The sequence below is a fragment of the Agrobacterium leguminum genome (assembly GCF_005144435.2).
Classification (GTDB): domain Bacteria; phylum Pseudomonadota; class Alphaproteobacteria; order Rhizobiales; family Rhizobiaceae; genus Agrobacterium; species Agrobacterium leguminum.
Genome location: NZ_CP120211.1, coordinates 188443 through 202579 on the forward strand (window position 1 = coordinate 188443; position 14137 = coordinate 202579).

The following is a 14137-nucleotide window of genomic DNA, read 5'->3' on the forward strand; positions in this document are numbered from 1 at the left end:
TTCCCGTGTGCCGAGGTCAGAGCGGCGAGAACAGGTCGACGACCTGTTGCCCGACCGGGGGCTGCTGCACTTCCGTCAGACGTCCGCGACCGCCATAGGAGATGCGCGCTTCTGCGATGCGCTCGTAGGAGATCATGTTCTGTGCATCCACATCCTGCGGCCTGACGATACCGCCGACATTGAGGATGCGGATTTCGTGGTTCACGCGCACTTCCTGCGAACCGCTGATGATGAGGTTGCCGTTTTCCAGAATGCCGGTCACCACGGCGGCCACCAGCAGCGTCAGCTTTTCAGACCGCTTGGTCTTGCCCTTTGCCTGGGTGTCGGTGTCTGAACCGTAATTGATGCTGGAATCGGCCTTCGGGTTCCAGCCGAACACCTGCGCATCCGCCTTCCAGTTCAAACCGCTGGAATTGGTGCGGTTGCGCTCGGTCTCGTTGTCGAAATCGGCCTTGTCGTTGATCTGGATGTTGACGGTCAGGATGTCGCCGATGTTGAGGGCGCGCAGATCCTTGAACAGGGCGCCCTGGCTGTCGCTCCACAGCGAATAGCCGCTCGCCATGTGCTTCGGCTGCTTCGGATACATGCCCATTTGCGGCGTCTGGCTGAATTGCAGGCCGCTGCCGATCGGGCTCATCGCGGGTGCGTTGCCGATTTCCTTCAGGGTCTGGTTGTTCTGGCAGCCGGCAAGCAAGGCGAGCGGCAGGAGGAGGGCCGGAAGACGACGCGTGCTCATGAAGGATCCTTCGAAGTGTTTTTATCGGTTGCCTGCGACATGATGCCGGCGACGACAGCGGCCTTCTGCGCATCCATCTCGCTAAGGATGAGGCCCGACTGGCGCGGGGGCAGCTGCATGATGATGGCGGCCGCTATTTCCACATGCATCTTTTCGAGCTGGGGTGCGGCGGCATCGGCCTTCATCGTCTTGTAGATATCGACGAGATTGCTTTTCGCCTGATTGAGGAAGTGTTCGCGGCGGGCCAGCCAATCCTCATATTCCGCCTTGCGGTCTTCCAGCACGGCAATGCGCTCGTTGACGTCGGACTGCAGCTTTTCCAGCTCCTGCTTTTGCAGCAGATAGCGCTGGTCGCGGGCCGCATCGGCGATGTTGGTGCAGAATTTCTGGATTTCATCCTGCGTGCTGAGTTCCGAAACCACGTTCTGCTGGCTTTCGGCGCCAGCAGCGGGAAGCAGGAAAAGCAGCGAGGCGACGGCCGCGAAGCGGACAAGACCATTCGGGAAAGCGTTGTTCTTCCGGGTTTCCATCATTGCAGCACAAGCTCCGCCTGAAGGGCGCCGGCGGATTTGATGCCTTGCAGAATGGCGATGATACCGTCCGCCTTGAGCCCGATGCTGTTGAGACCGGCAACCAGCGTGCGAAGGTCAGGCCCTTCGACGATGGCGACCTTGCTGCCTTCCTGCAATGCCATGATATCCGTCTGCGGCTGCACGGCCGTCTGGCCGCGCGAGAATGGCGCCGGCTGGATGACCTGCGGCGATTCCGTCACCTGCACGGTCAGCGTTCCGTAGCTGACGGCGACGCGGGAAATGCGCACATCCGCGCCGATGACGATCGTGCCGGTGCGCTCGTTAATGACGACCTTGGCCGGCGTATCCGTTTCCACGGTCAGGTTTTCGATTTCCGCCATCAGCCGGGTGAGATCCGCGACACGGGGCTTCTGCACCGCAATTTCCTGCGAATCGCGCGGTTCGGCGATGGGATCGCCATAACGGGCGCGCGCAAAGGCGTTGACGACATCGGCGACGCGCACCGCCGTCGAAAAATCGGGATTGCGCAGCTGAAGGACCAGATTGACCGAATCCTTGAACTTGGACGGCAGCTCCCGCTCGATGATCGCGCCGTTCGGCACGCGGGCGGAGGTGGTGACGCCCTGCGTCAGCGTCGCGGCATCGCCCTGCGCCGAAAAGCCGTTGACGATCAGCGCACCCTGGGCGACCGCGTAAATCTGCCCGTCAGCGCCGGAAAGCGAGGTCATGATGAGCGTGCCGCCGCGCAGCGAAGAGGCGTCGCCCAGCGAGCTGACCGTCACGTCGACACGGCTGCCGGGGCTGGCGAAGGGCGGCAGATTGGTCGTCACCATCACGGCGGCGATGTTCTTGGCGTTCGACTGGCCGCCCTGCGTGGTGATGCCGAGATTCTGCAGCATCGCGCGCATGGATTGTTCGGTAAACGGCGAGGAGCGCAGACTGTCGCCCGTGCCCTGCAGGCCGACCACGAGACCGTAACCGATCAGCTGGTTGTCACGCCCCGCCTGCAGCGATGCGATATCCTTGATGCGGGATGTGTCCGCGTGCACTGCCGGAACGGAAAGGAAGGGCTGGGCCGAAAACAGAATGGCCGCGGCCAGGATACGAAGCACTCTCATTTCGCCATCACCTGAATGGTTCCGTCCTTCATGACCGTGCCGTTGACGATGACGCCGGAATCGATGTTGCGCACCCGCACGATTTCGCCGAGCGAGCCGTCGGTCATCGGCGTTCCCGAAGCCATCAGCGTCATGTTGCCGATGGTGAAGACGAGTTTGACGCTGGTGCCGCGCACCACAAGCGAGGGTTCGCGCAGGGCGGCAACGGGGATCGTGCGTCCGGGAAGCAGGGTCTGCTTGGAGATCATGCCTTCCACTTCGCTGATATCGCTCGCATAACCCGAGGAAATATTGGGATTGGTCACTTCCACCGGCTTCACCTGTTCGGGCGTGATCGTCTCGCCCGGATAGATCGTGCGGGTGGGAACCAGCGCCATCGGCGCCTGGGCAAGAGCGGGCGTCAGGGCGCCCAGTGAAAAGGCAGACGCAAGGCATATACGGACGAGCGCCGTTCTGCTGCTGCTATGTTTCCGGCCAAACCTCATGTTCGCCTGCCTTTCCGCTCTTACTTCAGGTTCTTGCTGACAATCGAAGCCATTTCGTCAGCAGTGGTGATGACCTTGGAATTCATCTCGTAGGCGCGCTGCGCCGTGATCAGGTCGGTGATTTCCTTGACGGCGTCGACGTTCGAGCCTTCGAGATAGGACTGCTTGATGTAGCCGTAGCTCGGATCGTCAGGCACGCCGATCACCGCGTCGCCGGAGGCCGGCGTCTGGGCGAAAAGGTTGTCGCCAAGTGGCTTCAGGCCGGCTTCGTTGGCGAAGTTGGCGATGGTGAGCTGGCCGAGTTCGGTGAATTCCGTGGCATTGCCGATACGGGCGGTCACCTGTCCCGTGCGGGTAACGGTGATGTCCTGCGCGTCGGTCGGGATATTGATGTTCGGAATGACGTTATAGCCATCGATCGTCACCAGATTGCCGTCGGCATTCTTGTTGAAGGCGCCGGCGCGGCTGTAGAGCGTCGAACCGTCCGCCGCCTCGATCTGGAACCAGCCCTGGCCGATAATCGCGACATCCAGCTTGTTGCCCGTCTCGATCAGGTTGCCCTGGGTGTGGATGTTGCGCACGGCCGAGGTCTGCACGCCGAGGCCGATATTTGCGCCTTCGGGCACGATCGCCTGGTTAGCGCGGTTCGGCACGCCCTGCATGCGCTCGGTCTGGTAAAGAAGATCGGTGAACTCCGCACGCGCGCGCTTGTAACCGGTGGTGTTGATATTGGCGATGTTGTTGGCGATGACTTCCAGATTGGTCTGCTGGGCGTCCATACCGGTGGCAGCGATGGCAAGAGCTCTCATGTCAATATTCCTGCTGGGCTAGATCTGCATCTTGGTAATGTCGAGATAGGCCGACACGATCTTGTCTCGGAGCGCGATGGCGGTCTGCAGCGACTGTTCGGCCGAAAGCATGGCATCGACCACTTCACGCGTATTCGCCTTGCCCTGAATGCCTTCGAAGGAAGCGACTTCCGCCTTCTTAAGATTGTTCATCGCATCCACCGAGATATTGCCGAGAACGCTGGCGAAGCTTGCGCCCGTCTGCTGGGCGGGCGTCGTCTGCTCGCTGCCGAAAACGCTTTCCGTCAGTGAGGAAATGCCGCTTGCGCCGCGGGTGAGCGAAAGGGAACTGACTTGCTTGATACCGTCGATCATTGCGATGCCTTCAGAAGGTCGATTGTGGAGGCGACGAGGTCGCGTGTCTGGCGGATGACCTGAAGATTGGCGTCGTAGCTGCGGTTTGCTTCGCGCATGTCCGCCATTTCGATCAGGATGTTGACGTTCGGCATCTTCACCATGCCGTTGCTGTCGGCGGCCGGGTTGCCGGGATCGTACTCGTTGACGAAATCGCCACGGTCGACGCCGAGCTTCTTCACCGTTACGCGCTCCACGCCGCTGACGCGGTCGAGCTCGGAACCGAAAGTGATGGTCTTGCGGCGATAGGGGTCGGCGCCGGGGGTGTCGCCGGTCGATCTGGCGTTGGCGATGTTTTCGGAGACGATGCGCAGTCGTGTGGACTGCACTTCCAGGCCGCTGCCGGCAATCTTGCTCGCCGCACTCAAGGGATCCATGGCTTACCTCTTAACCGTCATCAGCATCATGCGATGGAAGGATTTGACGAGATTGGCGTTCAGCTCATACTGCCGCTTGATCTCGCCGGTCTTGGTCATTTCTTCCGCAAGCGCGACCGAATTGCCCGATTCCTGCATGCCGATCTCGTTATTGACCGGGTTGTCGCGCACCGCGATATTGTCGCTGAGGGTGCTCTCGCCGAAGTGGGCAGGGTTGGTCCTCGCCATGCCGACCTGCTGGCTGGTGGCCTGCATGACCGCTTCGAAAGGGCTGACATCCTTGGCGCGGAACTTGGGTGTGTTGGCGTTGGCGATGTTGGTCGCCACGACTTCCTGCCGCACGCTCAGCCATTCCGCTTGGCGGGATGCCAGATCGAACAGTTGAATCGGTTGCATAGACTTCTCCATCTCGTATGGCCCGAACCTACGGGGCTAATCTTGCGTCAGACTTGCGGAGAGGGGAGAAGGCGCGGAACGACGCAAGACGCGGATATGGATGCGGCCTGCCCAAAACAAAAAAGGCGCGCCGGCAGATGCGGCGCGCCTTTTGAACCAGAGAAAGATCTTCTATTTTTCAGGGCGATAGGTTTTCCCGGAAGACGTCTCTATCAGCCATTCGCCATTGCGCTGCTCGATCTTCGTCAGCAACGCATTGTCCGGCAGGGTAGAGCCGACCCTCACCATATACATGCCCGAACCGTCCTCGATCAGGGCGCGCCCGTTGGAAACATGCAGCAGACGGAAGGAGGTCTGGCCGGGGAAAGGCTGATCCTCGATCCCGGCTGCCAGATTGTTCTGTTTTTCCTTGCCGCCTGCGTTCACGGTCGCCGTCGTCAACATGTCGGGCAGCTCCGCCGGCGGCGGGGTGTCTTCCTTGTTGCGGTTGGTCATGGCCATTGGCGAAACGCTGAAGACTTCCCGTGGGCCGGTATGGGGCAGATCGCGGGTGCGGTCGCCGCCCGCCACCTTCATGCCGAATTTTTCTTCGTTGAAAAACACGTACCAGGGGAAAAAGGCCGCTGCAGCGGCAAGCCCGATGCCCGTCCATGCGAGAATACGGTCAGGCGTAAAGAAAACGGGCCTGGGCAGCACGTCTTCATCGTGGCTAGTGTCGTTCCGCTTCTTGTTCACGGGTCAGCCTCTCATTCTCGGGTTTACCTGGGGCTGGCCATTCTGTGCTCCACCGCGCAATGCGGTCGCCAGATCGGCATAGGCATCCGGCGCCGCCGGTTCGCTCGGCAGCTGTTTCAGCGTTTCATAGATGATCGGAACCTGCTTCACCGCCATGTCGAGATCAGGATCGGTGCCGGGCCGATAACCGCCGATGAGGCGAAGATCGCGCGTTTCCTCGAAGCGATGCACCAGCGCCTTGAGGCGCGACACCAGCTTTTCCTGATCCGGTGTCCAGGCCTTCTTGGCGAGACGCGAGATCGAGGCGAGCGGATTGATCGGCGGGTAACGACCTTCTTCGGCAAGGCTGCGGTCGAGCACGATATGGCCATCGAGAATACCGCGGGTCGAATCGGCAATCGGATCGTTGTGATTGTCGCCATCCACCAGAATGGAGACGATGGCGGTGATGGTGCCGGTGCCTTCCGCACCCGGTCCCGCCCGCTCCAGAAGGCGCGGCAGTTCGGTGAATACCGAGGCGGGATAGCCGCGCGCCACCGGAGGCTCTCCCGAAGCGACCGCCACTTCGCGGATCGCGTGGGCAAAGCGCGTCACGCTGTCGATGATGAGAAGGACATTGTCGCCCTGATCGCGAAAATGTTCGGCGATGGTGACGGCGGAAAGCGGCGCCATCTTGCGCAGCATCGGGCTTTCATCGCTTGTCGCAACGACGGCGATGGACTTGCTCATATTCTCGCCCATCGTGTCTTCGATGAATTCGCGCACTTCACGGCCGCGTTCGCCGACAAGCGCAATCACCACCTTGTCGAAGGCGTCTGCCTTGGCGAGCATCGACAGCAGCGTGGATTTGCCCACACCGGAACCGGCAAAAATGCCGAGGCGCTGGCCGAGGCAAAGCGGCGAGAAGATATCGATTGCCCGCACACCGGTCTTGAAAGGCGTTTCCACCCGCTTGCGCGTCATCGAGGGCGGCGCATTGTTGGAAATCGAACGGCGCTCGATGCCGGAGGCCAGCGGCCCCTGGCCGTCGATAGGTTCGCCGAGCGCATTGATGGTGCGTCCGCACCAGCTGTCGTCGGGCGAGACGCGGAAAGCGCCCTTGCGGATGACGGTGTCGTGAATGCCGATCGGCTCGCCGGGCTCGATGGGGCAGACATAGCAGATGTCCGGTTCCACACGCACCACTTCGCCGAGATGAATGCCGGTCGCGCTGCGATGGGCGACGAATTCTCCGAGCCGCACATGCCGTGACAGGCCTGAAACCGTATAGTGCCCGGCGGCGATGGTGCGGACATGCCCGCCATGCGCCACCGAAAACTCCGGATCGGCATAATGCCCGGCAAGGCTGGCGAGCTGTGCGAGCTTCGGTGAAATGGCGTCAGCCGAGAGCATGGATTCCGGCATTGTCATTACTCAGTTCCTCAACGCGCGCCGCCAAGCGTCTTGATGCCTTCGCCGAAGGTCGATTCGGTATCGCGCATCAGCGAGGAGATGCTTTCAAAGGCGCGGTTGACCTGGATGAGCTGGGTCATCTGGGAAATGCCGTTGACGTTCGACTGTTCGAGATAGCCCTGAACGACGCCGACTTCATGATTGTTGACCACCGGAACCGGCTGGGCCACCGGCTTCACGCCGCTATTGGGATGACGCAGGAACCCTTGCGAGAAATCCGCCTGGAAGATACCGAGGGTAGCGACGATGTTTTCGTTCTGCCGGATGGCGCCGTCGAGACCGACGGTGATCGGGCCGCCATTCGGATTGAGCTGGATCGGACCGCCGCCGGCATCGAGAACGGGATAACCGTTCGAGGAGATGAGCGCGCCGTCCGGACGCATGGTGAAACGGCCGTCGCGGGTCAGAATCTGGCCGTCGGGCGTATCCAGCGAAAACCAGGCGTCGCCCTTGATGGCGAAATCGAAGGAATTGCCGGTCTGCTCGAAAGCGCCCTGACGGGTGGAAAGATAGTCGTTGCCCTGCGAAACGAAGGCCACCCGGGCATTCATGTCATTGTGGTTCTTGGCGACCATTTCGTCGAATTTCACTTCGGAGCCGCGGAAGCCGACCGTGTTCACATTCGCCATATTGTCGGAAATGGTGGTGAGACGGCGCTCCAGCGCGATCTGCGAGGACAGGGCGACGTATAGTCCGGATTGCATATCATTTGCCTCCGAGTTTCAGGGAGTTGATGGAGATCAGCAGGTCGGGGGAAATGCCGTAGCCGCTGGAGGAGCCGAAAACGGCGAGAGGATCATAGGTCGTCGAGGGGTTTTGCATTTCCCACATGATGGTGAAACGCTCGAGCAGCTTTCCGACCTTTTCGGGATCCTGCAGATCCTTGATATCGATGGTTTTTTCGATGAGCGCCGCCTGTTTGTCGACATCGGCGGCGGCAAACTCGTCGGGAAGGTTGTAGGCCGTGCGAAACACCTGCGCGAGCGCATCGTCGGCCAGAAAGTCGAGGCCGGATGTGATGGTTGACGCTTTGCGTTCGAAATAAAGGGCGAGCCGGACGCCGTTATTGTCGTCGCCCGCTTCCTGTTCCAGCGTCTGGCGGGTGTATTTGCCGATGACGCCCGATTTGGCGGCCTCGGTGGCGGTCGCCGCCGCACCGAGGCTGGCAAAATCCAGCGACTTCGCAAAATCCGCATAGCGGCTGTCGGAAAGCTTGTTGGCGAAGGCGTCCTTGTCCGAGGTGCCTTCCGTCAGCACCTTGCGGATGAAGGCCTTGGCATAGGCCATGTCCTCGAGCCCGTGGGCCTTCAGCGCGTAATTGTAAAGGCGCGTATCGGCCATGAAGTCGTCGATGGATTTCACATCGCCGATCTTCGCGCGGTAATATTCGGTCTCGCGCGCCACGTCGGGCTGCTCCGACACCCGCTCAAGCGATTTGCCGATATCCTGACTGATCAGTCTGTAGCTGGTGTAGGTGGAAGTCACTGAACCGCCGCTCTCGTTTGATCCCGATCTCAAGGCGCACGTCCGCCTTTGCCGGCATAGTGCCGTGGCTTGCTTGTGCGAAACTGGCTGGAGGCGGGAGCGCGGGAGAGGCTTTGCGGACAGGTTCACGCAAGCCACATTTTTTAGACATGGCGGCATGGAACACTGTTCGGGCGTGGTCGATCAATGAATATTGTAATTGGACTTATAATCACCTTCGGCTGCATCATCGGCGGCTATATGGCGATGGGCGGTCATCTGGACGTGCTGATTCAGCCGTTCGAATTGATGATCATTGGCGGCGCCGGTCTCGGCGGCTTCATCATGGCGAACCCCATGAAGGTCGTGAAGGATTCGGGCAAGGCGCTCGGCGAGGCCTTCAAGCATTCGGTCCCGAAGGAGCGAAACTATCTCGACGTGCTCGGCGTGCTTTATTCGCTGATGCGCGATCTGCGCACGAAATCGCGCAACGAGATCGAGGCCCATATCGACAATCCGGAAGAATCCTCGATCTTCCAGAGCGCGCCCTCGGTTCTGAAAAACAAGGAACTGACCTCGTTCATCTGTGACTACGTCCGCCTCATCATTATCGGCAACGCCCGCAGCCACGAAATCGAGGCGCTGATGGATGAGGAAATCGAGACCATCCTGAACGACAAGCTGAAGCCCTATCACGCGATCACCACCATGGGCGATTCTTTCCCCGCCATCGGTATCGTCGCGGCGGTTCTCGGCGTCATCAAGGCCATGGGCAAGATCAACGAATCGCCGGAAGTGCTGGGCGGCCTGATCGGCGCCGCACTCGTCGGCACCATGCTCGGTATCATCCTGTCCTATTCGATCTGCAACCCGCTGGCGTCGCAGGTCAAGATCGTCCGCACCAAGCAGCATCGCCTCTACATCATCGTCAAGCAGACGCTGATCGCCTACATGAACGGCTCGGTGCCGCAGGTCGCGCTCGAATACGGCCGCAAAACCATCTCCAACTACGAGCGGCCGTCGATTGACGCCGTCGAGCAGGAGATGATGAACCCCGGCGGCGAAAACAAGGCGGCATGACGATGGCAAAAGCTGCAGCGCAACAAGCACCCGCCATCGACACCGCCCTTCTCGCAAAATTGACGGGTGGGTTGTCCGACCGCAAGACGATTGCCAAGATCGGTTCCGATATCGGCCATCTCTACAGCGAATTCCTGCCTGATATCTTCCACAGCGAAACCGGCATCGCGATCGACGTGGAATATGTCGGCTCCGAATCGGGACTGATGACCGACCTCATCGCCAATGTCGGGCGCAATGTCGCGGTTGCCGATTGTTCCCTGCGCAACTGGTGCCCCAATTTCATGATGACGGTCGGCAACGGCTTCGTCATCGCGCTCATGGAGCGCATGCTGGGCGCGTCGCCGGACATGATCGGCGAACCGGACGAGCGCAGCCTGTCCCATATCGAACTCGACCTCGCGGCCATGGTTCTTGGCCGCATCGCGGGTGTCCTGCGCTCCGGTGTCAACGCGCCGGGCGGTTTTGAGGCGGCCATCGATCCGCCCTTCAATTCCAACGGTAAAAGCGCCTTCGACGAGATGATCGCCGGCCTTTACGGTGTGACCATCCGCCTGAAGATCGATATCGGCAAGGTATCGTCGGAATTCTCGCTGATCGTGCCGCAGCGACCCCTGCTCAAGACCTCCATCGTTGCCCCAAAGGCTTCAGCCCAGGCGCTGAAGAAACAGGAGGAATGGATGGAGATGATTTCGGAGCAGGTGAAGCGATCGCAGGTCACGCTCGAGGCGCGCATCAAGCTCGAAACGCTGACGCTGCGGACGATCTCGAAGCTGGTGGCCGGCGATGTCATTCCGTTCCAGTCTCTGAAGCAGGACGATATCGGCGTCGAGGTCAGCGCCAACGGTTCCAAGCTCTATAATTGCGAATTCGGCAAGTCCGGCGACCGCTACATGGTTCGGGTGAAGAACAATGTCAGCACGGACGACGAGATCTTACGACATTTGATGGGTTAAAATCCTGCCCGGCCTTCGGGGATTTGGGCAGGTTGACGCAAGTTTCAAAGGGAATAATCAGCGCATGGCTACGAAGAAAACACCTGTGACCGATGATGCGGCGCTGCCGTCGTTTGAAGACGGCGGCGACCTCGACCAGGCTATCGGCGATCTGCGTGGCGTCCTCAAGACGGATGCGGAAGGTTCGCTCTCCGATTTCGGCGACTTCGGCGATTTCGGAAGCACGGACGAGGTTTCGACGGATACCGACCTTTCCGCTTTCGGTGGCGGAACGGCCGATTTTGGGATGGATGATTTTGTCGCCGCCCCGCAGGTTGCGGGCGTGAAGGCGCCGCTTGGCAGCGGATTGTCCGAAAACATGGAAATGATCATGGACATCCCGATCGATGTCCAGATCGTTCTCGGCACCAGCAGAATGCTCGTTTCGGGGCTGATGAGCCTTGAAGAAGGAGCGACGATCGCACTCGACCGCAAGATCGGGGAGCCGGTCGAAATCATGGTGAATGGCCGCCGTATTGCGCGCGGTGAAATAACGGTTCTGGAAGACGACGATACGCGCTTCGGCGTAAAATTGATTGAAGTACTGAGTACGCGAAAAGCCTGATCCCTGTGGGGACGGAGAGGAAAGACCATGATGGACTTCGAGGATTTCGGTAACCCCCTGGCAGGGAAGCCGTTGTCTCAGGCCGACAAGGCGGCCGCGGTGCTTCTTGCCATGGGCAAGGGCGTCGCCGGCAAGCTGCTCAAATTTTTCACGCAGCACGAATTGCAGATGATCATTTCCTCGGCCCAGACCCTGCGCGTCATTCCTCCCGATGAGCTTGCCCAGATCGTAGCCGAGTTCGAGGACCTGTTCACCGAAGGAACGGGTCTGATGGACAATGCCAAGGCAATCGAGAGCATTCTCGAAGAAGGCCTGACCCCTGAAGAGGTGGACAGCCTTCTCGGACGCCGCGCCGCCTTCCAGGCCTATGAAGCATCGATCTGGGACCGCCTGCAGGAAGCCGAGCCGGAATTCGTCGGTAAGTTCCTGCTGCGCGAACATCCGCAGACCATCGCTTATATTCTCTCCATGCTGCCCTCGTCCTTCGGTGCGAAGGTTCTCCTGACCATTCCGGAAGAGCAGCGCGCCGATATCATGAACCGCACCGTCAACATGAAGGAAGTCAGCCCCACGGCTGCCCAGATCATCGAGAAGCGTGTGGTCAACCTCATCAACGAAATCGAAGCCGAGCGCAATGCCGGCGGTTCCACGAAGGTTGCCGATCTGATGAACGAACTGGACAAGCCGCAGGTCGATACGCTGCTCAGCTCGCTCGAGACGCTCAGCAAGGAAGCCGCCAACAAGGTCAAGCCGAAGATCTTCCTCTTCGACGACCTCATGTTCATGCCGCAGCGCAGCCGCGTCCTGCTGCTCAACGATGTTTCGGCCGATGTTCTGACGATGGCGCTGCGCGGCGCCACGATGGAAATCAAGGAATGCGTGCTCTCCAGCATCAGCCCGCGCCAGCGCCGCATGATCGAATCGGACCTTGCGGTGCCGCAGGCCTCGATCAACACCCGCGAAGTGGCGATTGCACGCCGCGCCGTCGCGCAGGAAGCGATCCGGCTGGCCAATTCCGGCCAGATCCAGCTGAAGGAAGCCTCCGCGGAGGAACAACCGGCCGCCGCTTGAGCGGAAGCCGGTTGATAACCCGTCCTTACGGCGAAAGCGGCCATTGCGATGGCCGGTCACGGACGCTAGTTTCGGGAATGACGGCCTGCCGTGATCGGCGGGCCTTTTTTTGATCCCGGGGACGTGCCTTGGCAGACGATCAGGACAAGGACAGTAAAACAGAAGCCCCGACGGAGAAAAAACTCCGCGATGCGGCGGAAAAGGGCAATCTTCCCTTTTCCCGCGAAGTGCCGATCTTTGCCTCGTCGCTTGCCTTTTACTGTTACCTGGTTTTCTTCCTGCCCGATGGCGCCGGTCGTCTTGGCGTCACATTGAAGGACCTGTTCGGCCAGCCCGAACAGTGGGACCTCAGCACCCGGCCGGATGCCCTGTCGCTATTGTATTTTCTCGGCACCTCGATGGCCTATCTGCTCATGCCGGCGATGATCATGTTCATCGTCTTCGGGCTTGCTTCGTCGTTTTTCCAGAACCTGCCGTCGCCGGTGCTTGAGCGGGTGCGTCCGCAATGGTCGCGCGTCTCGCCGGCGAAGGGCTTCACGCGCATCTACAGCAAGCAGGGTTTCGTTGAATTCGGCAAATCCGTATTCAAGATCATGATCGTCTCGGTCATCATGTTCCTTGCCCTGCGTGGCGATTTTTACAGCCTCATCGATCTGATGTTCTCCGATCCGCAGGTGATTTTCGTCCGGGTGGTCGAGATCGTCAAAAAGATGATGGTCGTGATTCTGCTTTCGACCGCGCTGCTTGCCGCCGTCGACGTTTTGTGGACGCGCCACCACTGGTTCAGCCAGCTGAAGATGACGAAGCATGAGGTGAAGGAAGAATACAAACAGTCGCAGGGCGACCCCGTGGTCAAATCCCGCCAGCGCTCCATCGCCCGCGACCGCGCCCGCCGCCGCATGATCAACAACGTGCCGCGCGCCACACTCGTCATCGCCAACCCGACACACTTTGCGGTGGCGCTGCGTTATGTTCGCGAAGAAGGCGACGCACCTGTTGTTGTCGCCAAGGGTCAGGACCTTATCGCATTGAAAATCCGCGAGATTGCGGAAGAAAACAATATCCCCGTTTTTGAAGACCCGCCGCTTGCACGCTCCATGTTTGCGCAAGTCTCGGTAGATAGTGTGATTCCACCAGTCTTTTACAAGGCTGTGGCTGAGCTCGTTCACCGGGTTTACGCCATGAAGTCATCGAAAATACGGGTTCAATAAAACCAATGAAAAAATCCGCCTATTCCGAACAGCGGGAAATGATCGTCGCAGAGGCGATCAACCCGATCGCCACCGAACTTCGATTGTTAGACCCGGCCGACCTGATTTCGCTGCTCCGATTCGAGTGCTACGGCAGTATCGCCGACCTCGTTTCATCGGCTGCGGAGCTTTATTATCATCCCGGTACGATCAATTTCGGCGCCGGCGGCGAATATAAGCTCGAATGGGAAGGCGCGCCGGAGATCGTCCTCGATCTCGAACTGAAGCCGAAGGGCGCCACGGTCTATGCGCGATTGACGCTCGCCAACGAACATGCGGCGATTGAGATCAATCACGTCTCGTTTCAGAACCCTTCCGAAAATCCGGACGAGAACACCGAGTTTCTTCGTCAAAGCCTGACGGCTGCCCGATTCGTGCCCACCCGTCAGGGCGAAGCGGCTTAACCGGATTACCCGCTCCCTATTTCCGTCATGTCCGTTGCGCGCGCCGAAATCGCGGGCGCAACGGCCTCGTTCCGGTGCGTTTTAACCCGAGCTTGCCTGAAGCCTGCCGGTTTATGCGAAACCCGGCTGCGAAAGCGAGGAACGCCTTGCAAATCAGTCTCGTTGTTTGTTACCTATCGCATTAACGATTTGTTAACGAACGGCAGGTCGCGGTGGTCGGTTCAGGCCATTGCCGATGCGCATGATGCCCCTGCTCGTTGTCGGCACAGCGCCG

General features: G+C 59.9%; 17 protein-coding genes and 1 pseudogene. 6 read left to right on the forward strand and 12 right to left on the reverse strand.

Annotated features, from left to right (window positions below):
• Positions 1 to 16 precede the first annotated feature (16 nt).
• From flgH to CFBP4996_RS00960, 12 genes and pseudogenes are all read right to left on the reverse strand, one after another.
• Positions 17 to 736, reverse strand: coding sequence for a flagellar basal body L-ring protein FlgH (flgH, locus tag CFBP4996_RS00905; protein ID WP_020810646.1), 720 nt, complete (start codon positions 734 to 736; stop codon positions 17 to 19).
• Complete coding sequence (locus CFBP4996_RS00910; RefSeq protein ID WP_004432496.1) at positions 733 to 1269, reverse strand: MotE family protein; 537 nt, start codon at positions 1267 to 1269, stop codon at positions 733 to 735. The genes flgH and CFBP4996_RS00910 overlap by 4 nt, the downstream gene beginning before the upstream one ends.
• Positions 1266 to 2312: pseudogene (locus tag CFBP4996_RS00915) on the reverse strand (flagellar basal body P-ring protein FlgI); the annotation flags it as partial. The gene CFBP4996_RS00910 and the pseudogene CFBP4996_RS00915, both read right to left, overlap by 4 nt.
• A 71-nt stretch (positions 2313 to 2383) precedes the next feature.
• Entirely contained in the window at positions 2384 to 2872 is a 489-nt protein-coding gene (gene flgA / locus CFBP4996_RS00920; protein WP_059760559.1) for a flagellar basal body P-ring formation chaperone FlgA, read from the reverse strand.
• A 20-nt stretch (positions 2873 to 2892) separates the two neighbouring features.
• Entirely contained in the window at positions 2893 to 3681 is a 789-nt protein-coding gene (gene flgG, locus CFBP4996_RS00925; RefSeq protein WP_004432499.1) for a flagellar basal-body rod protein FlgG, read from the reverse strand.
• 18 nt (positions 3682 to 3699) lie between these two features.
• Positions 3700 to 4035 carry a flagellar hook-basal body complex protein FliE gene (gene fliE / locus CFBP4996_RS00930; RefSeq protein ID WP_020811276.1) on the reverse strand — a complete coding sequence of 112 codons (336 nt, stop codon included), beginning with the start codon at positions 4033 to 4035 and terminating at the stop codon, positions 3700 to 3702.
• On the reverse strand, positions 4032 to 4451 hold the full coding sequence (gene flgC, locus CFBP4996_RS00935; RefSeq protein ID WP_004432501.1) for a flagellar basal body rod protein FlgC: 420 nt from the start codon (positions 4449 to 4451) through the stop codon (positions 4032 to 4034). The genes fliE and flgC overlap by 4 nt, the downstream gene beginning before the upstream one ends.
• A 3-nt stretch (positions 4452 to 4454) precedes the next feature.
• Positions 4455 to 4847, reverse strand: a complete 393-nt coding sequence (gene flgB, locus CFBP4996_RS00940; protein WP_004432502.1) for a flagellar basal body rod protein FlgB — start codon at positions 4845 to 4847, stop codon at positions 4455 to 4457.
• A gap of 171 nt (positions 4848 to 5018) precedes the next feature.
• On the reverse strand, positions 5019 to 5543 hold the full coding sequence (locus CFBP4996_RS00945; protein WP_233283552.1) for a hypothetical protein: 525 nt from the start codon (positions 5541 to 5543) through the stop codon (positions 5019 to 5021).
• A gap of 42 nt (positions 5544 to 5585) precedes the next feature.
• Positions 5586 to 6992, reverse strand: a complete 1407-nt coding sequence (fliI, locus tag CFBP4996_RS00950) for a flagellar protein export ATPase FliI (RefSeq protein WP_080852689.1) — start codon at positions 6990 to 6992, stop codon at positions 5586 to 5588.
• An 11-nt stretch (positions 6993 to 7003) separates the two neighbouring features.
• Positions 7004 to 7738 (reverse strand): flagellar basal-body rod protein FlgF, encoded by a 735-nt coding sequence (flgF, locus tag CFBP4996_RS00955; RefSeq protein ID WP_004432506.1) that lies wholly within the window; start codon positions 7736 to 7738, stop codon positions 7004 to 7006.
• A 1-nt stretch (position 7739) separates the two neighbouring features.
• Positions 7740 to 8519 carry a DUF1217 domain-containing protein gene (locus tag CFBP4996_RS00960; RefSeq protein ID WP_121490281.1) on the reverse strand — a complete coding sequence of 260 codons (780 nt, stop codon included), beginning with the start codon at positions 8517 to 8519 and terminating at the stop codon, positions 7740 to 7742.
• A gap of 186 nt (positions 8520 to 8705) precedes the next feature.
• Here CFBP4996_RS00960 and motA point away from each other — a divergent pair, with 186 nt between their 5' ends.
• The 6 genes from motA to CFBP4996_RS00990 all read left to right on the forward strand — a co-directional run bounded on the left by motA (position 8706) and on the right by CFBP4996_RS00990 (position 13863).
• Positions 8706 to 9578, forward strand: a complete 873-nt coding sequence (motA, locus tag CFBP4996_RS00965; protein WP_004432509.1) for a flagellar motor stator protein MotA — start codon at positions 8706 to 8708, stop codon at positions 9576 to 9578.
• A complete protein-coding gene (locus tag CFBP4996_RS00970) occupies positions 9575 to 10534 on the forward strand; it encodes a FliM/FliN family flagellar motor switch protein (RefSeq protein WP_035263931.1) in 960 nt (319 codons plus the stop codon). Before motA ends, CFBP4996_RS00970 begins: the two co-directional genes overlap by 4 nt.
• 64 nt (positions 10535 to 10598) lie before the next feature.
• On the forward strand, positions 10599 to 11138 hold the full coding sequence (gene fliN, locus CFBP4996_RS00975) for a flagellar motor switch protein FliN (protein WP_080852688.1): 540 nt from the start codon (positions 10599 to 10601) through the stop codon (positions 11136 to 11138).
• Between the two features lie 27 nt (positions 11139 to 11165).
• On the forward strand, positions 11166 to 12209 hold the full coding sequence (gene fliG, locus CFBP4996_RS00980) for a flagellar motor switch protein FliG (protein ID WP_020811423.1): 1044 nt from the start codon (positions 11166 to 11168) through the stop codon (positions 12207 to 12209).
• A gap of 128 nt (positions 12210 to 12337) precedes the next feature.
• Positions 12338 to 13420, forward strand: coding sequence for a flagellar biosynthesis protein FlhB (flhB, locus tag CFBP4996_RS00985; protein ID WP_004432517.1), 1083 nt, complete (start codon positions 12338 to 12340; stop codon positions 13418 to 13420).
• Positions 13421 to 13425: 5 nt separating this feature from the next.
• Positions 13426 to 13863: a BspJ family T4SS effector nucleomodulin gene (locus CFBP4996_RS00990; protein ID WP_004432518.1), complete on the forward strand. Its 438-nt coding sequence runs from the start codon at positions 13426 to 13428 to the stop codon at positions 13861 to 13863.
• The last annotated feature ends 274 nt before the right edge of the window (positions 13864 to 14137 follow it).

What these genes read in the sequence shown, in the direction of transcription:
- flgH (WP_020810646.1), bottom strand. Translation starts at nt 736, where the DNA reads ATGAGCACGCGTCGTCTTCCGGCCCTCCTCCTGCCGCTCGCCTTGCTT.
- CFBP4996_RS00910 (WP_004432496.1), bottom strand. Translation starts at nt 1,269, where the DNA reads ATGATGGAAACCCGGAAGAACAACGCTTTCCCGAATGGTCTTGTCCGC.
- flgA (WP_059760559.1), bottom strand. Translation starts at nt 2,872, where the DNA reads ATGAGGTTTGGCCGGAAACATAGCAGCAGCAGAACGGCGCTCGTCCGT.
- flgG (WP_004432499.1), bottom strand. Translation starts at nt 3,681, where the DNA reads ATGAGAGCTCTTGCCATCGCTGCCACCGGTATGGACGCCCAGCAGACC.
- fliE (WP_020811276.1), bottom strand. Translation starts at nt 4,035, where the DNA reads ATGATCGACGGTATCAAGCAAGTCAGTTCCCTTTCGCTCACCCGCGGC.
- flgC (WP_004432501.1), bottom strand. Translation starts at nt 4,451, where the DNA reads ATGGATCCCTTGAGTGCGGCGAGCAAGATTGCCGGCAGCGGCCTGGAA.
- flgB (WP_004432502.1), bottom strand. Translation starts at nt 4,847, where the DNA reads ATGCAACCGATTCAACTGTTCGATCTGGCATCCCGCCAAGCGGAATGG.
- fliI (WP_080852689.1), bottom strand. Translation starts at nt 6,992, where the DNA reads ATGACAATGCCGGAATCCATGCTCTCGGCTGACGCCATTTCACCGAAG.
- flgF (WP_004432506.1), bottom strand. Translation starts at nt 7,738, where the DNA reads ATGCAATCCGGACTATACGTCGCCCTGTCCTCGCAGATCGCGCTGGAG.
- motA (WP_004432509.1), top strand. Translation starts at nt 8,706, where the DNA reads ATGAATATTGTAATTGGACTTATAATCACCTTCGGCTGCATCATCGGC.
- CFBP4996_RS00970 (WP_035263931.1), top strand. Translation starts at nt 9,575, where the DNA reads ATGACGATGGCAAAAGCTGCAGCGCAACAAGCACCCGCCATCGACACC.
- fliN (WP_080852688.1), top strand. Translation starts at nt 10,599, where the DNA reads ATGGCTACGAAGAAAACACCTGTGACCGATGATGCGGCGCTGCCGTCG.
- fliG (WP_020811423.1), top strand. Translation starts at nt 11,166, where the DNA reads ATGATGGACTTCGAGGATTTCGGTAACCCCCTGGCAGGGAAGCCGTTG.
- CFBP4996_RS00990 (WP_004432518.1), top strand. Translation starts at nt 13,426, where the DNA reads ATGAAAAAATCCGCCTATTCCGAACAGCGGGAAATGATCGTCGCAGAG.